The organism is Clostridium sp. YIM B02506 (genome assembly GCF_022324845.1).
GTDB classification, from domain to species: domain Bacteria; phylum Bacillota; class Clostridia; order Clostridiales; family Clostridiaceae; genus Clostridium_T; species Clostridium_T intestinale.
Window position 1 is genome coordinate 73,829 of sequence record NZ_JAKGTG010000001.1, and the last position, 25,419, is coordinate 99,247.

The window sequence follows — 25,419 nt, forward strand, 5'->3', positions numbered from 1 at the left end:
TAATAATTTTAAATTTTATTTTCGTATTAATGTATATTATTTATTCTTTAAATCTTTATGCATCTCTATTATTTCAATTGCTAAGTCCTTTATAGTTTCTGCACTAATCAACTGATCCTCAGCATGCATTATTATTAGAGAAAATTCCACCTTTTCTCCGTTTGCTTCTTTTTGAATTAAATCAGCATGTGCATGATGTCCTTGAAGTAAAAATTCTTTTGCTTCCTCTATTTTACTATCCGCTACTTCGTAGTTCTCTTTTCTTGCTTCTCTTATTGCTTCTATAGCCAAAGATTTTCCCATTCCTACATTGCTTATTATTTCAAATGCTACTAATTCCATATTGTTCATTTAATTCTTCCTCCCATTAACATCAAGTACATACTTATAAGCCTATTTTATTAACTGTATCGCTCTTTCTAATACGGCCTCACCGTTCATTGTTCCATAATGCTTCATATCTATTACCTCAACAGGAATTCTTCCATTTACCAAAGACTCAACCTGAGACTTTTGAAATCTAACCTGCGGTCCTAGTAAAACAATATCTACTGTATCTACCACTTTTGAACATTCCGAAACTGATAGAGCATCAATATTTACTTCTATGTCTTTTTTCTTCGCTGCATCTTTCATTTTATTTACTAGAAGGCTTGTTGACATACCTGCTGCGCATACTAATAATATATTTTTCACTACTTTTCCTCCTTAATACCTAGCTGTTGCTATTACGCAACAGCTTTTTTCTTCTTTGTTTTATTTAATAAAAATTAAATTCCCTGTTTCAATATCTCTTCTATAACTTTTAAAAAATCTCCATATATATTCTGCTTCTGGCTTGTAATTCCAGTGGGCTAAATCCTTAATAGCAGCTAATTCCATGACTACTCCATTTTTGTTTGATAAGGTTCCAGTATACATATCCTTATCCCCTAACTTAATCCAACCTTGATTATCTAGCTTAATTCCATAATATTCATTCTCAGTCATATTCATTTCATTTACATTTAGTCCATTTATTTTTTGATAAGATTGTAGTGCACTAAAAATGTGTACATTTTTATCTTCATTCCAAACCTGATTTCCAAATAAATATGCTGTTCCATATTTACTACTTCCATCAACAGGAATCATTTGAAAGAAATCATGATCTCCACACATATATAGTAATGGTACTTCGCCCCCAGAATAGTTATTAGCGACTTCTGTAACCTGATCTGCAAATACATTAACTCCAGAAGCCACTCCTACTCCTGCAAATATTTTGCTATGCTTTAACCCCAATAAGAAGGATTCTGCACCACCAATTGAAAGTCCATTTACATAAATCCTAGATGGATCAATTTGAGGATATTTAACTTGTAAATCTTTAACTAAATTTATAACACCCTCTTCTTCTAGACCATCAACCTTAAAGAAATTAACATCTTTTTGCTGCCATTCAGGAGCTACAACTATAAAGTTTTCTTTTGCAGCTAATTCAGGCCATCCTGTTGTATCACCTTGTAGTCTTGGATCATTTTGGTTTCCATGTAAAGAAACTACTAAAGGAACACTATTATTTTCGCTAGATTTAACAGTGTTAGGTACATACTCAAACCAAGTATATTTTCCATCCATTCCTGATACACTTTTGTCAATTTCTTGGTTATACGTTATTCCTAACTCTTCAAAAATAGGCGCTTCAATTAAATCATAATTTTCTGTAGCACTTCTAGCACTAACCATATAAAACTCTGCCGTAGTATTATGTTGGCGGTAATTTTTTGAGAAAATGCTTTCCCATGCATTATCAAAGGCCTCAGCTAAATTCTCATTCTTCTTAGAAGCAACTGCAACAGCTTGTAAAGTTTTATCATTATTTGTATATAATTCATAACCAGTTTTCTTACTCTTATTTTTAGCGTTATTTACCTTCATATAGTAATCTACAATCGTATCACTTGTTTTACTCAAGTACACTGGTACTACATCCCCTGTTTCTAAGCTTCCATCAATATCTCCACCATAAATCATCATTCCAGCTATAAAATAACATGATTGTGAAAGATAATTATTAACAAATGTTGCACCCTCATCAATTCCTATTACTTTTACATTACTGATTGCGCTTCCAACTAAGTCTATAAATGCTTCTTTATCATCATTACTGTATTCTTTTCCATTGATAGGATTAATAACATAAACTTGTCCAGCCCATTCCTGAACATTGTCTAACATTTCAAGTTTCCCAATTAAATCATTAGCTGTATCTTCAGTTTTACTCCCAGCAAAAATATAGTATTTAGGTGTTAAAACATCACTTCTTATTGATTTATAACCATCCTTTGTAGCATCATAACTATAGTAGTTATAGTTTTCTATTCTTTCACTTTTAACTGGACTTAATTTCTTTTCAACGTCTGAATGTTTTTCTTTTTTATTTTGTTCACATCCAACAAATAGTCCAGCCATCATAACTGCTATCACATAAACTATCAATAATTTTTTCACTACTAACTGCCCTCTCATAAATCCCCCTAGATTTAAGCTTCTATTCCCTTACTATATTGAGCTTCTTCTTTATATATTTGTTTATCAGCCATCTTAACAAAAGGAATCCATATTAAAGTTGTAACAATTAATAATACAATTTGTAATATTGCTCCTCTGATGCTTCCAGTTACCAAATATCCACTGATTATTGGAGGTGTTGTCCATGGCAATTGAGCTAAACCTGTTGGTATTGGAACTAATTTTGTTGCAAGCGCAATATATGCTATTACTGCTGACACTGATGGAGTTATTACTAAAGGTATAAAGTATAATGGATTTAACATAAGAGGTATACCAAATAATACAGGTTCTCCTATATTAAAGATATATGGTACAAGTCCTACTTTCCCAACTTCTTTGTATTGCTTGCTTTTTGCAACTATAACTATTGCAATTATTGCCCCAACTACACCAATGCTTGCAAATGAATTTCTAAAACTTAAACTTATAATATTTTTAGGCACTTCTCCAGCAATTGATGAAAGTCTATTTGCATCATCCAACATAGTCCAGATAGGATTCATAGCTCCAGATGATACAATTGAACCTCCATGAATACCAAAAAACCATAAAAGTTGTTCAAATAGTAATGCTACAACAAAACCACCTAAGCTTCCTCCCAATAGTAATAATGGCTTTCCTATTACCAGATTTATTATTGTAAATAAGTCAGAATTGAACCCAATATCAAATATTAATCTTATTGCCCAGAAAAATACTACTGTTAAAAAAGCTGGTATTAAAGATGCAAATGGTTTAGCCACTGCTGGTGGAACTGCATCTGGCATTTTAATTACAATACCCTTTTGTTCCATCTTTCTATATATCTCAACAGCAACCATTGCTACAATAAAAGCTACAAACATTGCTTTAGCTCCAATTTTATCTACCGGAATACTACTTCCAGCATCACCTATAATATAAGGCGTTACTAATATAAATGATGCCAAGGCTGTTAGTGAAGATTGTAATTTATCAATATTATATGATTTAGCTAAACTATATGCAGTTCCTATTAAAACAAATAATCCACCAACATCCATAGTTGAGTTTGCTACATAGATTAATCTTCCTTGCCAAGCTCCTCCGTCATTTAATAAATTAGTTATGAATTCTGTATATCCTGGAATAGGTATAAATGCTAATATTAAAAATACAGATGCAATTATAGTAAATGGCAAGTATGCAAGCATTCCATCTCTTAAAGCAGTCAAATGACGTTGTCTACTAACCTTATCAGCTATTGGAAGTAACTTATTATCAATAAAATTCCCTATAGTTTCTTTCATGATTTAATTCCCCTTTATTCTTATTTTTTATTTTCGAAAACAAATATTTTATTTGAAAAGCTTTTCTTTTGACAATGTAATTATAAATGATTTTAAAGTTAAGAGACAATGCTAATAAATGTTTTTAAGACTATCAAATTTAGACTTTATATTATATACTTAATTCAAAGGAGTGATTGTTTTGAATTACAGTGCGTTAGAAAACATGCTAAATAGTGATGTAACTTTAGATACTACAAGTGAACAAGAAATAATATCACATTTCCAAACTAAGCATAAAACTGTACCGTTTAATGATGATTTTTTATTTGTTTTTAATCACGATAGGCAGTTCCAAGGCAAAAATCACATAATATCCTTTCATAAACGAAATGCTGGTAAAGTACCTATGCATATTTATCATTACATAGTTATTACTTATGTTTATTCTGGTACACTATCAATAATTGTTGAAGATGAAGAGATTGTTTTACATAAAGGAGATTTAATTATCTTTGATAAACATGTACCTCATAGTGTGAAAAGAACAAGCGAAAATGATTTAGGTATAAATATAGTTTTAAATGAAGCTTATTTCTCTAAAAAATTTATTAATCACCTACCTAATGATAAGCTAATATCTCAATTTATGTTTGAACTTATGAATAACAAAAATAACCATAATCATTATTTATTATTTTTTACACAAAATGATGAATTGACTCATAATTGTATACAAAACATTCTTTGCGAATATTTAGATTCAACTATATGCTCAGATGACTTAATTGACAACTTTATTATGATATTAATTACACATTTAGTTAGAAAATTTCAATACCAAACTAATTTATCTATAGATATGTTTAGAAATCAACAATTAATGGAAGATATATTAGTTTATATACGTAGTCACTATATAGAAGGAAACTTAAAGAATATGTGTACTCATTTTGGATATGATCCTTCTTATACAAGTAAACTTATTAAAAAATTTTCAGGAAAAACCTTTAAACAACTAGTAAATGATGAGAGGATGAAAAAAGCAATCATACTTTTACATAATAAAAGATTACCTATTTATGAAATAGCCGAAACTATTGGTATTAATAATTTGACTGCTTTTTATAAAAGATTCTATGAATATGCTGGTTGTAGTCCTCAGGAGTATCGAGATAGATATAAAAAATAAACTGTTACTAGCGGATTTTATCCACTTATGCAACAGTCATTTTACTTTCTATCTCTATATTCTTTTGGGGTGACCCCATATTTCTCTTTAAATATCTTATAAAAATAAGTAAGATTTTCATATCCAACGAGTTCTATAACTTCAACTATAGAATACTCAGTGACCTTTAATAATTCTACAGCCTTACTAAGTTTTTTCTCCTGTAGCAATTCTTTAAAAGTCATCTTAGTATGTTTTTTAATCAACTTACTAAGCTTATAATGAGGTTGATTTAATTTATTAGCTATTTCAAATAGGTTCCCTTTTTGATAAAAATCATCTATATATTTTAAACATTGAATTATTATCATCTTTTCATAATTGTCTACAGAATAAGTCTCAATATTATGAGAATTCTTCACAAGCTCTACTATCAAAAGTCCTACTAATAGCTTTATTGTAGCTTTACTCATTATAGATGGAGTATAAAGTTCAGTTATTATTCTTTCTACTAGGCTTTGTATCTCCTTATTGTCTGAAACTTTAAAGTAGAGATACTCTCCTTTTTCATAATTGGTATATAGAGTTGTTATTAGGAAGCTACTAATTATATTATCTTTTTCTAATAATCCTAAAATATAATCGAAGAATTCTGGCCTTATTATGAAGTTTATTATTATGTCTTCTTCACTAGATGGCTCTATTTCATGAGTGATATATTGATTTAGAAAAATTAACTCTCCTTTTTTAAGAGTTACTTCTTCTTCATCAATTGTTTCTGTCAGGCTTCCCTGATAAACATAGTTAAACTCAATATAATTATGTTTATGTTTAGGAAAATGAATAAATCTTGTATGTTTTCTTATATCTATTAGCTCTTCTTTTCTTAAAAGCTTATTACTATCTATTATAAATTGTCCATTATCAGTATATAGACTTTTATTAACCTCATCCTCTCCATTTAAAATTTTCTGCTCTTCATCTGTTAAAGCCATTAATTTATCATGAATATCTTTATTCATACAGATTCTCCTAATTATACTTATTTTCCTTTATATTTATTTTAGCATAAGTTATATTATAAAAGAAAAAACACTGAAACTTTTATCTCAGTGTTTTATATATATTCTTTATAAAATCTCTCCGTTAGATTCAATGACTTTCTTATACCAATTGAAACTCTTCTTTTTAGATCTCTTTAAGGTTCCATTTCCTTCATTGTCTTTATCTACATAGATAAAACCATATCTCTTTTTCATTTCACCAGTAGATGCACTTACTAAGTCTATACATCCCCATGGAGTGTACCCAATAAGTTCAACCCCATCTTCATTTACTGCATCTTTCATAGCTTTTATGTGTTCTCTTAGATATTCTATTCTATAATCATCTTCTACATATCCATTTTCATCTGGATTATCCACAGCACCTAATCCATTTTCCACAATAAATAGTGGCTTTTGATATCTATCATACATAGCATTCATAGTTATTCTAAGACCTAGTGGATCAATTTGCCATCCCCATTCACTGGCTTTTAAATATGGGTTCTTTAAAGTTGCAAATACATTTCCTTCTGTTTGTGCATTTATCTTAGGATCTGCACTAGTTAACCTTGAAGAGTAGTAACTAAAGGAAATAAAATCAACTGTATGTTCTTTTAAAAGCTCAAGATCTCCATCTTCCATCTTTATATTAATATTAAGCTTCTCAAGCATTTTCTTAGCATAGTTAGGATATTCTCCACGAGATTGAACATCAATAAAGAAATAATTTTCTCTATCCTTCTCCATCGACTTCCATACATCTTCTGGTGAACATGTATTAGCATAAGTATTTCCAGCTGCTAACATACAACCAACTTTAAAGTTTGGATTAATTTCATGAGCAATCTTAGTTGCTTTTGCACTTGCTATTAATTGGTGGTGTGCAGCTTGATATTTTATAGCTTCTACATCATCACCTTCTTCAAATACAAGTCCTGCTCCCATAAAAGGTAAATGTAATAACATATTTATTTCATTAAATGTTAGCCAGTATTTAACCTTATCTTTATAACGCGTAAAAATAGCAGTGCATAATCTTTCATAATATCCTACCATTTTACGACTTCTCCATGAACCAACTGTCTTAACTAAGTTCATAGGTACGTCAAAATGAGTAATTGTTACTAATGGCTCTATACCATACTTTAGACATTCATCAAATACATCCTCATAAAACTTTAAACCTTCTTCATTTGGTGTCTCATCATCTCCGTTTGGAAATATACGTGACCAAGCAAGAGATAGTCTAAAAGTTTTAAAACCCATTTCTCCAAATAGTGCTATATCTTCTTTATAATTATGATAAAAATCAATTGCCTCATGACTTGGATAATAATGATTTTCATCACATTCAAACATCTTCATTTTTCCAAGTGCCACAGGGAAACGATCTTTTCCTGCTGGAACTACATCAACTGTAGATAATCCCTTTCCACCTTCTAAGTATGCACCTTCTAATTGGTTAGCAGCGGTAGCTCCTCCCCATAAAAATCCTTCTGGTAATCTACTCATTTAATTTTCTCCCTTCGTAAAACATATTTAGATATATTTTTAATTTATTTTAATCCACATTAAGTATGAACTTTTCCACAACTTCTGCAACCGCATTGTTATCATTATCATTTTCTGTTATATAATCTGCAACATCTTTAGCCTTTGGATTAGAATTTTTAACAGCTATCCCAAGTCCAGCCTCTTGTATCATCTCAACATCATTTTCATCATTACCAACAGCTATACATTCCTCTAAAGAATATCCATAGTGTTTTGCTAATACTTCAAGAGCTTTACCTTTATTAATTCCTTTCCTAACTATTTCTAATGAACCAAAACCAGAAGTCACTACTTCCACATTTGGTATAGTTTCAATTCTTCTTCTTATTTCATTAAATAGATTATTATCATCTTCATGAATTTCTATTTTTAAAGCTTTCACCCTATGTTCATCAATATAGGTTACTAAGTCTGGAACTAGACGAAATTCCATTCTATGTTTTCTAGGAAGTGATAGGTTTAATTTAAACAAAAAGTCTTGTACTATTCTTCCAATACCTTCTGAATACACAACATATGGATCCATAACATGATAATATACATGGTCATACTCATTTCTAAGCATTGAAATAATATCGCCTACAGTATCTGGATCTATGTATTCTTTATAAATCTCATTTAAATCACCATCGTACACTATACTTCCATTACCTGCTATAATAGGTTGATTCTTCGGCATATCATCTGTAAATAATTTAAGTGCTGCTGGAATTCTTCCTGAGCATATTACAACCTTTATTCCTAATTCAGCAGCTTTCTTTATTGCAATATAATTTTCTTCTAGCGGCTTATGTTCAGCATCTAAAAAAGTACCATCCATATCAATAGCTAATAATTTATATTTCATTCTCTAAATCCCCCTATTTAAAAATTCACAATTACTTTTTTATTATAACCTAATATTCATCATTAAGACTTTCTATTTTTGTAAAAAGAAATTTCTATGCCATAAGCCTTGATTTTCTTTCTAATTTTACACATAATATAGGTAAGAATATTAATTATAAGTTAACAATTAATAATTATAGATTAAGGAGAAAATATGTTAATAACAGATAGTTGTGTAGATTTTAATAATGAAGTCCTTGGGGATGATACTGAAATAAAAAGAGTTCCTTTTATAGTTACAATTGATGGTAACGATATAATAGACAAAAACTTAGATACTTCTGACTTATTGTCAAAGATGAAAGAAACTAAAAACAGAATTCTAACAGCATGTCCTTCACCTAATGACTTTCTTGAAAGCTTTAAAAAGAATGCTGAAAATTATGTTGTTACTATATCATCAAAGCTAAGTGGATCTCACAATAGTGCAATAGCAGCAAAAGACATGTTTGAGGAAATGGAACCAGGAAGTGAGGTTCATGTTTTTGATTCAAAATCAGCATCTGCTGGAGAATCTCTAGTTGCGTTGAAGGTAAAAGAATTATTGGCTCAAAACCTTAGTTCTCTAGATATAGTGGAAAAAGTTAATAGCTACATATCTCAATTAAAGACTTTATTCGTGCTTAACTCTTTAGATAATCTAGCTAAAAACGGAAGAATAAGCAATTATCAAGCTATAATAGGAAATCTACTTAATATAGTTCCTATTATGGGTGAAAATGGTCAAGGTGAAATAGTTTTAAAAGAAAAAGTTAGAGGAAAGAAAAAAGCTTTCTCAAGACTTGTAGATATGATAGGTGAGGCTCCTATTGACTTTAAAAATACAGTTTTAGCCATAACACACGTACATGCATTAGAAAAAGCCACTGAACTTAAAGCAGTTATAGAAAGTAAATACCCATTTAAAGATATCATTATTTTTGAAGCTAGTGGATTAAGTACTGTCTATGCTGATAATGGTGGAATAGTAATCGCGTATTAACTGAATTAAATTTATCACTATTTAAGAGTGTCGACAAAGTCGACACTTTATTTTTAATGTAAATAATCCAAACTAAAAAACTATATAATTTAAAAATGAAATTAGACTATTGGTCTAAGCAAAGCTCTATAAAATCTTTTGCAGAATTGGTTAAAAATTTATTTTTATGATTAATAATTGAAAAGTTTTGTGTCAATGTTATATTTTTTATTGATACCTCTACGACCTCTCCCCTATCTAAGTTTTCCTTAACTAAAAGATATGGTAATGCAGATATACCCAAATTTTTACTAACCGCTTTTATTATAGCTTGTGTACTTAGGCTTTGCCATCTTTGATTTATATTTATTCTATGCATTTCAAAAATATTATCTATTATTTCTCGACCAGCGCTTCCATTTTCCCTTAAAATAAATTCTGAATTATTTAAATCAGATATTTCTATTTCTTTTACTTTAGACCAATCATGATCAGGTGAGCATATAAGAACCATTCTATCTGTCATAAAAATCTTACTTTCAATAAATTCACTATGAGAGAATCCCTCTATTAGTCCTAAATCAATTTCATTGCTTAATACTAAATCTTCAATATTCTTTGAATTATCAATTATAGCATTAATTTTTATATTTCTATGAGTATCTTGAAACTTTTTTACAAAGTTAGGGAGTAGATAATTTCCTATAGTTATACTTGTTCCTACTCTCAAAATTCCAATACTATCTAAGTTTCTAATACTTTTTTCTGCCTCATCAAACAAAGATACTATATGTGTAGCATAAGAAAGTAATTGTTGCCCCATTTCAGTTATATGTAATCTTTTTGAAATTCTATCAAATAACCTTACTCCATAATAATTCTCTAGTTCAGTAATTGCGAGACTGGCAGCAGGTTGTGTTATAAATAGTTTTTTTGCAGCCGCAGTAACGCTTTTACATTCACATACTGCAACAAAAATTTTCATATGTCTCAATGTCATATATACTCCACCTTAAATAATATATTTTTTTCTTATGATATTTATATTATTATATTATTTTACATATGAACCTTCAAGGAGTAGAATTTATATTGCGGAGGGATGCTTTATGCGTAAAAATATTAATACTTATATTACACTATTCACGTCAACTTTTTATCTAAGCACTGTAACTTTTGGTGGTGGATTCGTTATTATACCTTTGATGAAAAAAAAATTCTCGGATGATTTAAAGTGGATTGAAAAAGACGAGCTTCTAAATTTAGTTGCAATAGCTCAATCAGCACCTGGTTCTGTAGCAGTAAATGCCTCCATATTAATAGGTTATCAAATTTGTGGAATAATGGGCGCATTAATAACTATATTAGGAACTGTTTTACCCCCACTTTTAATTTTATCTACTATTTCTTTATTTTATAAATCTTTTATCCAAAATTTAATTGTTTCAACTATACTAGATGGAATGCAGGCTGGTGTTGCTGCTATCATTATTGATGTTGTTCTCAATATGGGTCAAGATATGTTTAAAGAGAAGGAAAAACTATCTATATTCCTAATGATTATAACCTTTATATTATCTCATTTCTTTAAAATTAGTGTAATTTATCTACTTATTATATGTATAGCAATTGGCTCATTAAAAACTTATTTAAAAACTAAAGGTAAGGAGAAAAAATAATTTATGATTCTATTTAATCTTTTTTGGAGTTTTTTTAAAATAGGTCTATTTAGCTTTGGAGGTGGATATGCTGTTATCCCACTAATTCAAACGCAAGTAGTTTATAATAATAACTGGCTTACACAAAGTGAATTTAGCGATTTAATTACAATTTCTCAAATGACCCCAGGTCCTATAGCTATAAATTCATCAACATTTGTAGGAATACGAGTTGCTGGATTAAGTGGAGCTATAATTGCAACATTAGGCTGTGTATTACCATCATGCATTATTATGTCTTTATTAGCTTGGCTATACTTTAAATATAAACATGTAGATATGGTTCAAGGAATTCTTAAAAGTCTTCGCCCACTAATCATAGCCTTAATAGCTTCAGCTGGTATATCTATTTTTACACTATCTATATGGGGAGAAAGAAATATATCTCTAAATCCTTCTGATATTGATTTTGTTTCTATTATTCTTTTTTCATTAGCTTTAATAAGTTTAAGAAAAACAAAATTCAATCCAATTTTAATTATGCTAAGTTGTGGTTTAATTAGATTTTTTCTATATATAGCTCTATAAGTCTTTAATAAGTTATATTAATCTTATAGACGTATTAGATGTATCTAAGACTTGTGCACCACTTATTAAATCTAATTATTTAAACAAAATTAAACACTCAAAACCTCTCTCTCCTATCCATAAGATCTTTACTATTCGAATCCACCCCGATCTATTATATATTCATGATAATGTCTTATAGCATTATCTATTAATACGTTTAATCTTATATTTACATTTGGGTGTAAAAACTTAAGCTCATTTAACATTTGTGCAGTTGATTCTCTAATACTAAAACTCTTTCTAATAGAGAACTCTTCTTTTTCTTCTAAACTCATTACTCTACTTATCATCTTATTACTCTCTATATTTATATTTCCTTTATTAGAAATCGTACTAACACCTCTACTTTTTAACTCTTCTTCTATATGAAATTCCTTTATTACATTTTCATTAAGCACCTCCCCATCTGTCCATATAGCACCCTTAGCATATTCTTGCTTTTTAGGTGTTAGCTCTTCTATATTTCCCTTTACTTCCTTTTCACTTTTATTCATCATTCTTCTCCTATAAGCAATTTTTACTAATATTCTATTCATACCACTGCTCCTATATTCAAACATTACAACATTCCACTGCTCCGCTGTTCCTCTTTTCCAACAGTCCGCTTTTGCACTGTTCTTATGTTTCCCTTTTCCAATGCTCCACTGTTCCGCTGTTTCACTGTTCCAACATAACACTGTTCCACTGTTTCTCTTCTCCCACATTTCACTGTTCCGCTGTTTTTATGCACTTATATTCTGTAAAAGTTCCAAGAACTTCATTAGATTCCTTTTAACTTCTGCACTTCTGCCCTGTAGGAGATTCCGTAGGAATTCTCCATTAGATTCCTTCACTGTAGAAGCTTCTTCTCAAGCTTCATTAGATTCCTTCCCTGTAGAAGCTTCTTCTCAAGCTTCATCAAATTCCTTACCCTAAACTTAAAAAGAGCTTAACAATCTGCTAAGCTCTTTCTACTATTCTCTTTATCTTATTTTAATTACTCCGCCTTCCATACCAGAAGTGGCTAAACTTGTGTACATGCCAAGTACTCCTCTAGTATATTTAGGAGGTTTTGGTGTCCATTTTTCTTTTCTTTCTTTTAGTATTTTCTCTATTTCTTCTTTTGTTTTTTCTTCTCCATTTATTCCTACTATGTTTATTCCTCTATTTTCTATATCTATGTGGATTATATCTCCATCTTTAACTAAGGCTATTGGTCCTCCATTACTTGCTTCTGGAGATACGTGTCCTATAGCAGGTCCTCTTGTTGCTCCTGAGAATCTTCCATCTGTTATAAGAGCTACTGTTGAGTTTAGTTTTTCGTCTGAAGCTATAGCTTCTGTTGTGTAGAACATTTCTGGCATTCCAGAACCTCTTGGTCCTTCATATCTTATTATTATTGCATCTCCTGGTTTTATGCTTCCATTTATAGTTGCTTCAAAGGCTTCTTCTTCTGAATCAAAAGCTCTAGCACTTAGTTTTATATCTCTCATTCCTTTAGGTAAACTTGAGTGTTTAACTACACATCCTTCTGGTGCTAAGTTTCCTTTAAGTACTGATACTGCTCCTATTTCACTTATTGGGCTTTCAGCGTCGTAGATAACTTCTTTATAGTCCATCTTAGGAGCTGAATTTAAGTATTTACCGTAAGCTTCTTCTTTATTGAATTCCTCTAAGTTCTCACCTAAGGTTTTACCTGTAACTGTCATAACATCTAAGTGAAGGTATTGCTTTATTTTATTCATTATTGCAGGTACTCCTCCTGCATAGAATACGTAGTTTGCTGGCCAATGTCCACTCGGTCTTACATTTAGTATAAATGGTATGTTTCTATGGATTTTATCAAAATCTTCTGGACGTATTTCTATATCAAGTTCCTTTGCTATAGCTGGTATATGAAGAAGTGCATTAGTTGATCCACCTATAGCTGCATGTACCATTATTGCATTTTCTATAGATTTTCTGTTTACTATGTCTGATACCTTTATTCCTTTTTCTACTAAGTTCTTTACTGCTCTTGAAGCTTTTCTTGTGTATTCTTTTAATATTTCTGAAGTTGAAGGTAAGAGCGCTGCTCCCGGTAGAGCAAGTCCTAAAGCTTCACCTAATACCTGCATAGTTGCAGCTGTTCCCATAAAAGAACAAGCTCCACAGCTTGGGCATGCATTTTCTTTATAGAAATCATATTGAGCTGTCGTTATCTCTCCTCTTTTATGCATAGCGCTGTAGGTTCCTACTTGATTTAGGGTTAAAAGATTAGGGCCTGCATTCATAATTCCACCAGGGATTACTACTGAAGGTATATTTACTCTACACATAGCTACTAGATTTCCTGGCATCCCTTTATCACAACTTGCTACAAATAGTCCTCCATCAAAACCTGTAGCATTTGCATGAATTTCTATCATATCTGCTATTATTTCTCTAGATACTAGAGAATAGTTCATACCATCATGACCTTGGGCTTGACCATCACATATATCTGTTGCATAATAGTCTGCTGCTTTTATGTTTAAACTTGTAAGCTCCTCCATAGCTTCATTTACTACTACATCTAAATGAACACTTCCTGGATGACTTTTACCATAGGTACTTTCTACTATTATCTGCATCTTTTCTAAATCTTCTGTAGTCCAGCCCATTCCTCTTTTTAGAGAATCCATTTCTGGAGCTATTTTTCTTACCTTTTGAGAATATAACATAGTTTTCACCTTACCTCTCTATAGAATTTTTTTCTCCTATTATCTTTTCTATATCCTTTGGATTTACTAGCATACTATCGCCTTTAATTGTGCATTTTAAAGTTGCTGCTGCTACTCCAAAGTCTATGGCTTCTTTTAAAGTTTTCTCTTTCATAATTGAGTAGATTACTCCTGATACAAAAGCATCTCCACTTCCTACTCTTTCAACCATTTTAGTTGTAAGTTTAACTGACTCTGCTTTTTCTTCTTCGCCTAAGGCGTAAGCGTAGTAGGTGTTATTATCTTCTTTATCATTTTCTCTTTCTGTGTGGAAGACATACTTAAAGCCAAACTTTTCTTTAAGTTCTTTCATTCGTTTAAATATATCTTCCTTTGTAGAAGTTTCTCTATCAAACATAGTTATATCTTTATCGTCTACCATTATTGGTTCTATTCCAAGACATATATCTGCAAAAGGAGCTAATTCAGTTGCATAGTTTTTAGCTTCCATAAAAGTTGCCATCTTGCTTCTAAAGTTTAAGTCCATGCTTATAAATATGTTTCTTCTTTTAGCTTCTTTTACTACTTCTCTTACTATTTCTCTAGATTTTTCTCCAACTGCTAAGGTTATTCCACTAAAGTGAAGCCAGGTTACCCCTTCCAACACCTCATTTATATCTATATCATCTATAGATAACTCTGAAAAACTGCTGTGTTTTCTATCATAAATAACACTGCTGTTTCTAACTCCTGAGCTTCTTTCTAAGAAGTAGTAGCCTATCTTTTCTCCCTTAGTTAGAATATTCTTTATGTCTACTCCAATTCCTCTAAAATACCTTTTTACTGTTTTAGCTATATCATTATCTGGAAGTGCTGATAGGATAGAAGTTTCTATATCCCAAGCTGAAAGCATTGAGGATATATTGGCTTCTGAACCACCATAAAAACACTCAAACTCATTAGAGTTTCCATATACATCAAAGTTTTTTGGAGTAAATCTTATAAGTATTTCACCTATTGAAAGAAATTTTTCCATGTTATTTCCCTACCTTCTCCATAAATCTTCTTGCATTTTCGGCTATTTTTTCTTTATCTCCATTTGTTCCTGCGGCTAATATACTTCCTATTCCTACTGAATCTGCTCCACTATTTAACCATTCATTTAGGTTCTCAAGGTTAACGCCGCCTGTTACCATTATCTTAACATTTTTAATTGGTGCTTTTATTGCCTTTATGTAACTTGGGCCTAAAGCTTCCCCAGGAAATAATTTAATAACCTTAACACCTGAGTTTAGGGCATTTACTATTTCTGTTGGTGTAAAGCAGCCTGGAATATATTCTACATTCTTTTCTGTACAGTAATCGCCTATAAGTTCATCAAAGTTTGGTCCTACTATAAATTCTGAGCCCGCTTTTATAGCTTCTCTAGCTGTGTCTACATTTAGAACACTTCCTGCTCCTATAACTACATCTTTGTATTTTCCAACTAAACTTTTTATGATTTCTGAGGCATCTTTGTTTGTGTAAGTTACTTCTATAAGTTTTATACCGCCCTCTATTGCTCCCTCTATTATGTTTAGTGCTTCTTCCTTGTCGTTTCCTCTTATTACTGCAACTATTTTGTTCTCCATTATATTTTCAACTATGCTCATTTAAAACTCCTCCTAAAGGAACAAGCCCCACCTTAAGTGAAGCTTATTCTTTTTCTTTTATTATCTGATGTCTAGCCACTGTAACACTCCATCCGTATTAAAGTTGGAGTTAACATTGGCACGACCCTAGATAAGTTCAACTAAGATTCAGATAGGGATCAAACCCTTATCTGAATCAAGTTTCACTTTATATCATTTTATTTCCAATAAAATACTTTCACTTGCTTTCATAGTTTCCCCAACATGGTATTTTTTTATTTCATGACCGTTAGCTTCTGCAAGTATTAGCATTATGGTGTCATCTAAGTTTTCTCTTTTAAGAACTTCGCTATCAAAGCTTAAAAGTAAGTTACCTTTTTTAACTTGTTGTTTTTCTTTGCAGTGGATACTAAAACCTTCACCCTTTAGGTTTACTGTATCTATTCCTACATGTATTAGTATCTCAATTCCCTCTTTAGTTCTAAGTCCTACTGCATGTTTACTTTCCATCATGATTGTAACTACTTCTGAGTCGCAAGGAGCATATACTTTAGTATCGCTTGGTTTTATTGCGATTCCATCTCCCATCATTTTTTGAGAAAAGACTTCATCATTAACCTTACTTAGGTCTAGACTTTCTCCATCACAAAAAGCATACAGTAGATTTTCATCTTTCTTTTTGAATAAATTTTTAAACATATATTTGCACCTTCTACTTAAGTTCTGGCCAGTAGCCTTTGTTTGCTGCAATAAGATCATCTAACAAGTCCTTAGCAACCTTAGCACTAGGTACTGTTTTAGATAATGTAAGCGCCTGCCATAATTTTTGATAAGATCCTTCTATCCAAGCTTCAACTACTAGTTTTTCAACTGAAAGTTGTTGCTGCATTAAAGCTTTTTGGAATTCTGGAATTTCTCCTTGAGCTAGTGGCTCTGGTCCATCGATGCCAACTATACATGGAACTTCAACCATAGCTGTTGGATCAAAGTTTGAAATAGCACCTTTATTTTCTACAATACATAACATTCTTTCATGTGTATTGTAGGCAATAGCTCTTGCTAAATCTACTATAAATGTTGCATGAGCATCTATGTGGAACTCTCCACCCTTAGCTGTTCCAGCTTCAACTATAGCTTTTGCTGCTCCAAATACATCTTTTTCTCTTCCATCCATAACCTCATTTGCTCTAGAATATTCTGCATTAGAATGTTCCACAACATAGTCTGGATATAGATAATATTTAAGATACGTGTTTGGTAAGAAACGTGGATCTATTGCTAATAAATCTTTTGCTTTCTTGTGTGTTTCTTGCCAGCTTGGATCTGTGTGTTGAGTTTCAACCTCTTTAACTGTAAGATATCCGTTTTCTGCAACGTAGTCTTTTATTCTTTGAGTATAGTCATTTCCAGCCTTATCTTTTACGCTAGTCCACCATCCAAAGTGGTTTAATCCAAAGTATTTAACCTCTAAATCTTGTGGCTCTAAATCTACTATTCCTGCCATACGACGAAGAGTTCCAACAGGCATATCACATATGTTTAATACCTTTGAGTTTGGTCTTAGTCTACGACAAGCTTCTGCAACTATAGCTGCTGGATTTGAGTAGTTTAACATCCAGCAATCTGGAGAGTATTTTTCCATGTAGTCTATTAACTCTAGCATACCGCCTATACTTCTCATACCATAAGCTATTCCTCCTGGTCCACAAGTTTCTTGACCAAGAACTCCATGCTTTAAAGGAACCTTTTCATCCTTTTCACGCATTTCATATTTACCTACACGGATGTGAGCCATACAAAAATCTACATCTGTAAATGCTTCTTCTGGATCTGTTGTATATGAAAATTCAATCTCTGGTGCATTTTCTTTTAATACTATTTTTAGTGCTTCTCCAATTATGCCTTGACGTTCTCCATCATTATCATATAACTTTAATTTTCTTATTGGAAAACGATGTACGTTGTCTAACATCATCATAACTATCCCTGGTGTAAATGTACTTCCTCCGCCTGCAATAACTATAGAATGTTTTTTCATATAAATTACCTTCCTTCTAAGTTTCTTTTTATTCTCCTACTATTCCTAAAGCATTATCTACCATAGATCTAATGCTTGTTACATTTAGTCCATATATTACTTGAACATTTTCTCCTTTGATTACAACACCAGCTGCTCCTGTACCTTTTAAAGTTTTTTCGTCAACCTTAGTTGAATCCTCAAGGATAAGTCTTAATCTTGTATAACAATTATCTACTTTTTTGATATTTTCTTTTCCACCTAAAGCTTCTATTATAACTAATGCTTTATCATCAGAAGCTATAGATTTATTACCTTCTGCTTTTGCTTTATAATCGCTTTTTGTATAAAGCTGAACATCATCCTTATCATCTTCTCTACCAGTAGTTTTTAAGTTTAATTTAACTATTAAGAATCTGAATAAACCGTAGTATATTGCAAATTGAACAATTCCTACTAATACAAACATTGGCCATGATGTTTTTTCTATACCTAATGGTAAGTTATATAATAAGAAGTCTATAAGTCCATTAGGTCCTATTGCTCTTACGTTTAATATATTTAAAGCTACCATTCCAAGTCCACTTAATACTGCATGTATTCCAAAAAGAATAGGTGCTGTGAATAAGAATGAGAACTCAATAGGCTCTGTTACACCTGCTATTACTGATGTTACTGCTGCTGGTATAAGTATAGCTTTTGCTTTCTTTTTCTTATCATCATCTGCTGTATGATAAAGGGCTAAACAAGCTCCTACTAAACCAAACATTTTTGATACTCCTCTGGCATCCCATATAACGCTACCAGATAATACTTTTACTGCTGGATCTGCAATCTCAGCAAAGTATATGTTTCTTGCTCCTTCTATAACCTGACCGCCTATAGTCTCTACCCCTCCAAGTTGAGTATATAAGAATGGAGTATAAACTAAGTGATGAAGTCCCGTAGGTATAAGAAGTCTTTCTAACATACCATATATAAATATTCCAAAGTTACCACTCTTTTGAATGTAATATCCTAAACTAGATATTCCCCATTGTACTGATGGCCAAACATAAGAAAGTATAACTGCTAGTACTACTACTATTGGGATTAATATTAAGAATACTAATCTTGAACCACCATATACTTGAAAAGCTCCATTGAACTCTTTTTTACAATATCTATTATGAATATAAGCAACTACAATACCTAAAATTATTCCTAAGAAAACACCCATATCTAAAACTTGTGTTCCTAAAACTACTGCTTGACCAGATCCTCTTAATTGATCAGCTGGCACTAATTTACCTGATAGATTAAGGAAGATGTTCATAGCATTAATAAATACAAAATAAACTAATACTGATGTAAATCCTGATTCTGCTTTCTTTTCTTTAGCTAAACCTACTGCTAAACCTACACAAAATATAATTCCTAAATTTGATAATATAGGTACTAAAGATCCTGAAAGTATTTTGCCGAAACCAAATATTAATGTGTTTTTTAAAAACGGCGCGTATTCTGCTAATCTAGCATTTGTTAATATATTTCCAAAAGCAATAAGTATACCTACTATTGGAAGTATTAGAACTGGAATGAACATTGCTTTTGAAAATCTTTGCATGGCATTCATAATCTTTTCTTTCATAATTTCCACCTCTTAATATATTTTTATCTCTTTCACAGTTTTTATTATAATTACGTTTTCAGATTTAAGAAATAGTTTTCAGGCAGTAAGAAACCTGTTAACTAAAAAGATAACAGGTTTCTTAAAAAGGTCTATTTTTCTGTATTTATTTAACATTATGTTCTTTTTCTCCCTGGTGATATCTGTGAATTAAGTACTCCATAAACATAAGCATATTAGGGAAAAATGAATTCGCCATAACATTACTATCATCTAACTTATGCATATCAAATATCTTAAAAGATATATCTGAAAGCTTTGAAATACTATTTTCAACTTCTTTGGTAAAAGAAACTACAAGCTTATTTTTATCTTTTGCAACCTTAACCTTATCTAATACTTCCTTAGTTTCTCCTGATTTAGATATGACTATAAGCATCTCCATATCCTCAACATTGTTTTCAAAGCTTCCTATAGAATCTATTAATATACTTTTAATCCCCACGCCTAGCATTTTCTTATTAAAGTAATCTGCTGCTATATTTGAATATCCCCTAGCATAAATAAATATATATCTATTTGATTTATTTATTAATAACTGTATAAATCTATCAACATGTTCTTCTTCAACATATTTTGATAAGAAGTTTATATCTGTTCCTATTAAAGTATCTTCCTCTTCAACTATCCCTGTGCTTTTACTATCTACTAAAGGTGTTATATTATAAACCATATCTATAAACCCAGTGAAACCTAACTTTTTAGAAAGCCTCATGATTGTAGAAGTTGAAGTATAGTTTGCTGCGGCTACTCCTCTAACCCCTATATCCATAACGTTATCAATATTTTCAATAATATATTCAAGCACCTGCTCTTCTAAAACTGTTATCTTCTTATTTTTAACTATCTTACTCAAATCAATCTTCATTTATATCACCCCTCTTATAATAAAGATTATGTAATTAAGTATAATATTATCAATATTTTAAAGTTAAGAAAAGGCTAAGATTAAATAATCCTAGCCTTTGACCTTATTATCCTTCATAAAAGACATCAATATTCCTATAACTGAAACTATCAAAAATATCAAAAATGCAAACTTATATTCACTTAAACTATATGACTTTATCCCATCTATAGTTTCTCCATTCCATTTTAAGTCTAAAAAATAACCAATTAATATGCTCATTGCTGAACTTCCCACAAACTCTCCTGAGTTTACTATGCTTGTTCCTATTCCACCATAACTTTTATTTACCTTGTCTTTAATATCTGTAAAACTTAATATATGTGCCATAGCCAGTGTTCCCATAACTAATAAAATAACTGGGTACACTACTAGCGGAGGTTTTCCTCCTTCAATTATAAGTATGTATATCCATATTAATGTATTTATAATTAAAGCTATTCTTGGATACCACTTTATAGAATCTTTTAAAAATCTATCTACTTGTCCTACTACCAATGAGCCTATTACTAATCCATAAATTATAAAAGAAGTATAAAAAGCTGCTGAAGTTTTAGTTAAACCATAAACATAAGTAAAATAAGAAACTCCCCAAAGTCCTGTTAAGGTTGTAGTACATCCAACTAAAGAAAATAATATAAAGAAATTTCTCCAAGTTGCTTTATTTGTTGCTACTTCTTTTAACGCTTTAAATAGGTTAAACTTCTCTCCATTTTGGTCTACTCCTAAAGGTGCAAATCCTACTTCCTTTGGAGAAGATATTACATACTTGTACACTAAAAATCCAACAATAAAGCAAGCTACTCCCATTACATAAAAGGAGTTTCTCCATCCCATAAATATAACCATGGCTGCAAGTGGAAAGGTAGCTATTACCCCTCCCATGTTACCTATAAAAGATAGCTTTGATGATGCCTTTGAGAACTCATCTTTTGAAAACCAAATAGCCTGAGCCTTAAGTACTGATATAAATATAACGGAAGTTCCAACTCCTACAAGAAGTCTTGCTCCATAGGCAAGCCATACATTTGAAGCAGCTCCAAGTAGCATAGAACCCACTCCTGTAGTTATAACGCCTAGGTAACTTATCTTCTTATATCCAAATACATCTAAAAGAATTCCTGCTGGAATCTGCATAATGGCATAACTATAAAAGGTTACAGATGCAATATTACCAATCTGAGCTGCCGATAAGTTAAGGGTTTTCGAAAGTTCTTCTGATACTACCCCTAATGCACTTCTATGAAATAATGACATAACAAAGGACAAAGATAATATTGTCCAAATTCTCCATTTATAAAAATTATAAGTCTTTTTCATGCTGTCACTCCTAATAAAAAAATCTACTAATAATTATCCCTCACTATTAGTAGATTGTACATAAAAATATTATTCTTTTATACCTCAAATCTATATCCTATTCCCCAGATAGTCTCAATATATTGTGGTTTTGAAGAATCAGACTCAATTTTTTCTCTTATTTTTCTTATGTGAACTGTTACTGTTGCAATTTCCCCTGCGGAATCCATACCCCATATTCTTTCAAATAACTCTTCTTTTGAAAAAACTCTATTTGGGTTACTAGCTAGTAATAGTAATAAATCAAATTCCTTAGTTGTAAAATTTATTTCTTTATCATTTATGAATATTCTTCTAGAGGTTTTATCTATGGTAATTCCTCTAATCTGTATTATATCCTGTTCTTTTTTACCGCTTCCATTTACTAAACGCTCGTATCTTAAAATATGTGCTTTAACCCTTGCAACTAATTCATTGGGACTAAATGGCTTAGTCATATAATCATCTGCACCAAGCCCTAAAGCCCTAATTTTATCTATATCTTCTTTTTTAGCTGACACCATAAGAATAGGTATATCTTTTTCAATACGAATTCTTTTACATATCTCAAAGCCATCCATAGTTGGAAGCATAACATCTAATATAACTAAATCATAATCTTCATGTTGAACTTTATAAAACCCTTTATCTCCACTACTTTCTATATCAACACTGAAGCCATTAATCTCCAAATAATCTCTCTCTAACTCTGCAATGCTAATATCATCTTCTATTATTAGAACTCTCTTCATATTTCCCCTCCCAACCTATATTTTTTTAACTTAAAGAAAATACTAGTTCCTTTATTTAATTCACTTTCAGCCCATATTTCGCCTTGATGTTCCTCTATTATTTTTTTTACTATAGCAAGACCTAACCCACTTCCTCCTCCTATAGTTTCTCTAGCTACATCTCCTCTATAAAATCTCTCAAATATATTTGGTAATATTTCTTTATCTATTCCTTTTCCATTATCTTTTATTTCAACTATTACCTCATCATTTTTCTCGACTATATTTATGTCTATTTTTAAAGCCTTATCATCTTTATATTTCATAGAATTCTCAATTATATTTAATATAACTCTCTTAAGCTTTTGAACATCCGCTTTAACCATGATTGTAGATTTTGGAATATGCGATGTTAATTCTATATTGTTTTTAGCAATATCAAAAGAAAGCTCTTCTATACAGTCCTTCATAAATTCTGTAAAATCAACTTGTTGATAATGAAACTGTAATTTATTAATATCAAGTTTGGAGAATAAAAATAAATCATCTATTAAGACATCCATGTATTTTGCTTTGGCATGTATGGTGTTTATGTATTTGTTCATTTTTTCTGGAGTATCTGCTATTCCATCTTTTATTCCTTCAACATATCCTTTAATAGACGTTATAGGCGTTTTTAAATCATGAGATATATTAGAAATTAATTCTTTTCTATTATCTTCATATTGTTGCTGTAATTCTATAGACTCCTTAAGTCTCATCCTCATATTCTCAAAAGAATTTCCTACTTGAGCTATTTCATCCTTTGAGTCAATATTTATTTTATAATCTAAATTTCCTTGTTTAATCTCATTAGCTGCATTTTCTAATTCCTTTAAGGGTTTTATTATGCTCTTATAGACTAAATAAGTTAATATCCCATGAGTACTAACTAAAATTAGACAAATCCCTATAAGAAGCCAGCTTATATTCCTTTTAAATAATTGAGCTAAGTGTGATTTATCTAGTATATAAAATACACTTCCTTCACTTCCATCTTTAAAATAAAAATCTTGTTGCCCTAATGTAATTTGTTTTTTCTCTTCGTAAAGCTCTTCCATTGTGACTTCTTCTAAGTTAAACTTTGGTAGCTTTGAGGTATCAAGATTAGTTTTTATTTCTTCCGATACGTAAACTATATCTTCGTTTTTTCTTATCACTAAGCCAGTATATTCTAATTGTCTATTATTTTCTAACGACTCCATAAAATCATTATCTAAAAACTTATCAGAATTCTGAATACTTTGATTGTTTACAAATTTCATTACTCTATTAGTTGAAGCTACTACCTGAGTATAAAAATCCAACTTATCTATAGGCCCTTTTGCACCAATACTATATTTTGTACTACCTTCCAATAAAGAAGTAAATATATGACTCAAAGCTAATATTAGAATAAATGGAATCACTAGCATTGCTATATAGGAAAATCTTAATCTTACTTTAATAGACATCTTCTATCTCCTTAAATATCATTATAGTGGACAAGAATTTCTTGCCCACTATAATGTAACTATTATTCATATCTAAGTGCATCTATTGGATCTAAGTTAGCTGCCTTTTTAGCTGGATATATTCCAAAGAACATTCCTATAGAGGATGAGAATATTATTACTCCTAATACCATTCCAATAGATATTGATGGAGCTATTCCTGCTGCTAGACCTATAAGTTCCGCTCCTATATAGCCTAGTGTCATGCCGATTAACCCTCCAATTAATGAAACTATAGAAGATTCAGTTAAGAATTGAATAAGTATAGTTTTTGTTGTAGCGCCTATTGCTTTTCTTATACCTATTTCTCTAGTTCTTTCAGTTACTGATACTAGCATTATATTCATAACTCCTATACCTCCTACTAAAAGAGATATTCCAGCAACCGCAGCAACAAAAGTTGTAAATATGCCTAACACATTATCAACTTGAGATAGTATGTCTAACATGCTTTGTGCCTTATATACTTCCTTACCAGAATTATTGTGTCTACTTTCAAGTATACTGATCGCACTGTTTGCCGCATCATTTACATCATCTTTTGAAGTTGATGTTACAGTTATTGAATATATCTTACTTGTTGTTGGATAAAGATTTTGTACAAAAGTAATAGGTGTTACTATAGTAGCTCTATCTGAGCCCTGTGGTCCCATGTTTTGTGATTCTGTAACTCCTATTATGGTTACACTTTTACTGGTTCCTTCCGCCCCTATTTTAACTGATTCTCCAACTACATCTGAAAATCCAAAAAGCTCTTTAGCAGAATTTTCATCAATTAAAGCAACTGCTTTACTATTTAACACATCATTTTCGCTAAAAAATCTTCCATATAGTATAGTTGTATTATTTATAAGAGCATAGTCTTCATTAGCCCCATTAATAGTAGCATCTCTTTTTTTGTCATTTGAGCTTACCTTTCCTCTTTGAGAAACTGTAGGCGTTACATATTTTACTGTATCAACCTTCGTTCTTACAGCTTCTATATCTTTTAAGGTTATGTTATCTCCTTCTGCTGATTTATTAGTATCTACACTAACAGTTACATTGTTAGTTCCAATTTTCTCAAACTCTCCTACAATACTATTTTTACCACCAGCCCCTAAGGATAAAATAATTATAACTGAACTTATTCCTATAATTATCCCAAGCATAGTAAGGAAGGATCTCATCTTATTGGATTTTATGCTATCTATTGCCATTTTAAAATTTTCTATAAAATTCAT

The 25,419-nt window shown here is 31.0% G+C and carries 24 protein-coding genes; 4 read left to right on the plus strand and 20 right to left on the minus strand.

Going from position 1 to position 25,419, the window contains the following annotated elements:
* Positions 1–36 precede the first annotated feature (36 nt).
* From L1S49_RS00300 to L1S49_RS00315, 4 genes are read right to left on the minus strand one after another with little or no spacing between them, the layout of a single operon-like run.
* Positions 37–351 (minus strand): PTS lactose/cellobiose transporter subunit IIA, encoded by a 315-nt coding sequence (locus tag L1S49_RS00300; RefSeq protein WP_238902064.1) that lies wholly within the window; start codon positions 349–351, stop codon positions 37–39.
* A gap of 42 nt (positions 352–393) precedes the next feature.
* Entirely contained in the window at positions 394–696 is a 303-nt protein-coding gene (locus L1S49_RS00305) for a PTS sugar transporter subunit IIB (RefSeq protein ID WP_238902065.1), read from the minus strand.
* Between the two features lie 60 nt (positions 697–756).
* The gene (locus tag L1S49_RS00310) at positions 757–2,511 is read right to left on the minus strand and encodes a PHB depolymerase family esterase (RefSeq protein WP_238902066.1); all 1,755 of its coding nucleotides are present in this window, start codon (positions 2,509–2,511) and stop codon (positions 757–759) included.
* A 14-nt stretch (positions 2,512–2,525) separates the two neighbouring features.
* Complete coding sequence (locus L1S49_RS00315; protein ID WP_238902067.1) at positions 2,526–3,824, minus strand: PTS transporter subunit EIIC; 1,299 nt, start codon at positions 3,822–3,824, stop codon at positions 2,526–2,528.
* Between the two features lie 181 nt (positions 3,825–4,005).
* On the opposite strand from L1S49_RS00315, the gene L1S49_RS00320 reads away from it, so the two are divergent.
* Positions 4,006–4,995, plus strand: a complete 990-nt coding sequence (locus L1S49_RS00320) for a helix-turn-helix domain-containing protein (RefSeq protein ID WP_238902068.1) — start codon at positions 4,006–4,008, stop codon at positions 4,993–4,995.
* A gap of 41 nt (positions 4,996–5,036) precedes the next feature.
* Here L1S49_RS00320 and L1S49_RS00325 read toward each other — a convergent pair whose 3' ends face one another.
* The 3 genes from L1S49_RS00325 to L1S49_RS00335 form a co-directional block, all read right to left on the minus strand.
* Positions 5,037–5,996, minus strand: coding sequence for a helix-turn-helix domain-containing protein (locus L1S49_RS00325; RefSeq protein ID WP_238902069.1), 960 nt, complete (start codon positions 5,994–5,996; stop codon positions 5,037–5,039).
* A gap of 108 nt (positions 5,997–6,104) precedes the next feature.
* Complete coding sequence (locus L1S49_RS00330; RefSeq protein WP_238902070.1) at positions 6,105–7,532, minus strand: 6-phospho-beta-glucosidase; 1,428 nt, start codon at positions 7,530–7,532, stop codon at positions 6,105–6,107.
* 49 nt (positions 7,533–7,581) lie between these two features.
* Positions 7,582–8,421 carry a Cof-type HAD-IIB family hydrolase gene (locus L1S49_RS00335; protein ID WP_238902071.1) on the minus strand — a complete coding sequence of 280 codons (840 nt, stop codon included), beginning with the start codon at positions 8,419–8,421 and terminating at the stop codon, positions 7,582–7,584.
* A gap of 195 nt (positions 8,422–8,616) precedes the next feature.
* On the opposite strand from L1S49_RS00335, the gene L1S49_RS00340 reads away from it, so the two are divergent.
* Complete coding sequence (locus L1S49_RS00340; protein ID WP_238902072.1) at positions 8,617–9,444, plus strand: DegV family protein; 828 nt, start codon at positions 8,617–8,619, stop codon at positions 9,442–9,444.
* Positions 9,445–9,550: 106 nt separating this feature from the next.
* Here L1S49_RS00340 and L1S49_RS00345 read toward each other — a convergent pair whose 3' ends face one another.
* Positions 9,551–10,423, minus strand: coding sequence for a LysR family transcriptional regulator (locus tag L1S49_RS00345; RefSeq protein ID WP_238902073.1), 873 nt, complete (start codon positions 10,421–10,423; stop codon positions 9,551–9,553).
* A gap of 109 nt (positions 10,424–10,532) precedes the next feature.
* Here L1S49_RS00345 and L1S49_RS00350 point away from each other — a divergent pair, with 109 nt between their 5' ends.
* Both L1S49_RS00350 and L1S49_RS00355 read left to right on the plus strand, forming a co-directional pair.
* Positions 10,533–11,102 (plus strand): chromate transporter, encoded by a 570-nt coding sequence (locus tag L1S49_RS00350; protein WP_238902074.1) that lies wholly within the window; start codon positions 10,533–10,535, stop codon positions 11,100–11,102.
* A 3-nt stretch (positions 11,103–11,105) separates the two neighbouring features.
* Entirely contained in the window at positions 11,106–11,669 is a 564-nt protein-coding gene (locus L1S49_RS00355) for a chromate transporter (protein WP_238902075.1), read from the plus strand.
* A 131-nt stretch (positions 11,670–11,800) separates the two neighbouring features.
* On the opposite strand, the gene L1S49_RS00360 is transcribed toward L1S49_RS00355, so the two are convergent.
* The 12 genes from L1S49_RS00360 to L1S49_RS00415 form a co-directional block, all read right to left on the minus strand.
* The gene (locus tag L1S49_RS00360; protein ID WP_238902076.1) at positions 11,801–12,415 is read right to left on the minus strand and encodes a hypothetical protein; all 615 of its coding nucleotides are present in this window, start codon (positions 12,413–12,415) and stop codon (positions 11,801–11,803) included.
* A gap of 258 nt (positions 12,416–12,673) precedes the next feature.
* Positions 12,674–14,392, minus strand: a complete 1,719-nt coding sequence (gene ilvD, locus L1S49_RS00365) for a dihydroxy-acid dehydratase (protein WP_238902077.1) — start codon at positions 14,390–14,392, stop codon at positions 12,674–12,676.
* 10 nt (positions 14,393–14,402) lie between these two features.
* Positions 14,403–15,407, minus strand: a complete 1,005-nt coding sequence (locus L1S49_RS00370) for a sugar kinase (protein WP_238902078.1) — start codon at positions 15,405–15,407, stop codon at positions 14,403–14,405.
* Between the two features lies 1 nt (position 15,408).
* Positions 15,409–16,023 (minus strand): bifunctional 2-keto-4-hydroxyglutarate aldolase/2-keto-3-deoxy-6-phosphogluconate aldolase, encoded by a 615-nt coding sequence (locus tag L1S49_RS00375; protein ID WP_238902079.1) that lies wholly within the window; start codon positions 16,021–16,023, stop codon positions 15,409–15,411.
* A 192-nt stretch (positions 16,024–16,215) separates the two neighbouring features.
* Complete coding sequence (locus L1S49_RS00380) at positions 16,216–16,701, minus strand: PTS glucose transporter subunit IIA (protein WP_238902080.1); 486 nt, start codon at positions 16,699–16,701, stop codon at positions 16,216–16,218.
* A 13-nt stretch (positions 16,702–16,714) separates the two neighbouring features.
* The gene (locus L1S49_RS00385) at positions 16,715–18,040 is read right to left on the minus strand and encodes a 6-phospho-alpha-glucosidase (protein ID WP_238902081.1); all 1,326 of its coding nucleotides are present in this window, start codon (positions 18,038–18,040) and stop codon (positions 16,715–16,717) included.
* 28 nt (positions 18,041–18,068) lie between these two features.
* Complete coding sequence (locus tag L1S49_RS00390) at positions 18,069–19,649, minus strand: PTS transporter subunit EIIC (protein WP_238902082.1); 1,581 nt, start codon at positions 19,647–19,649, stop codon at positions 18,069–18,071.
* A 145-nt stretch (positions 19,650–19,794) separates the two neighbouring features.
* Entirely contained in the window at positions 19,795–20,556 is a 762-nt protein-coding gene (locus L1S49_RS00395) for a MurR/RpiR family transcriptional regulator (protein WP_238902083.1), read from the minus strand.
* Positions 20,557–20,646: 90 nt separating this feature from the next.
* A complete protein-coding gene (locus tag L1S49_RS00400) occupies positions 20,647–21,915 on the minus strand; it encodes an MFS transporter (protein WP_238902084.1) in 1,269 nt (422 codons plus the stop codon).
* A gap of 77 nt (positions 21,916–21,992) precedes the next feature.
* Complete coding sequence (locus tag L1S49_RS00405) at positions 21,993–22,685, minus strand: response regulator transcription factor (protein WP_238902085.1); 693 nt, start codon at positions 22,683–22,685, stop codon at positions 21,993–21,995.
* The gene (locus L1S49_RS00410; protein ID WP_238902086.1) at positions 22,682–24,157 is read right to left on the minus strand and encodes a HAMP domain-containing sensor histidine kinase; all 1,476 of its coding nucleotides are present in this window, start codon (positions 24,155–24,157) and stop codon (positions 22,682–22,684) included. Before L1S49_RS00410 ends, L1S49_RS00405 begins: the two co-directional genes overlap by 4 nt.
* Positions 24,158–24,219: 62 nt before the next feature.
* A complete protein-coding gene (locus tag L1S49_RS00415; protein WP_021803376.1) occupies positions 24,220–25,419 on the minus strand; it encodes an ABC transporter permease in 1,200 nt (399 codons plus the stop codon).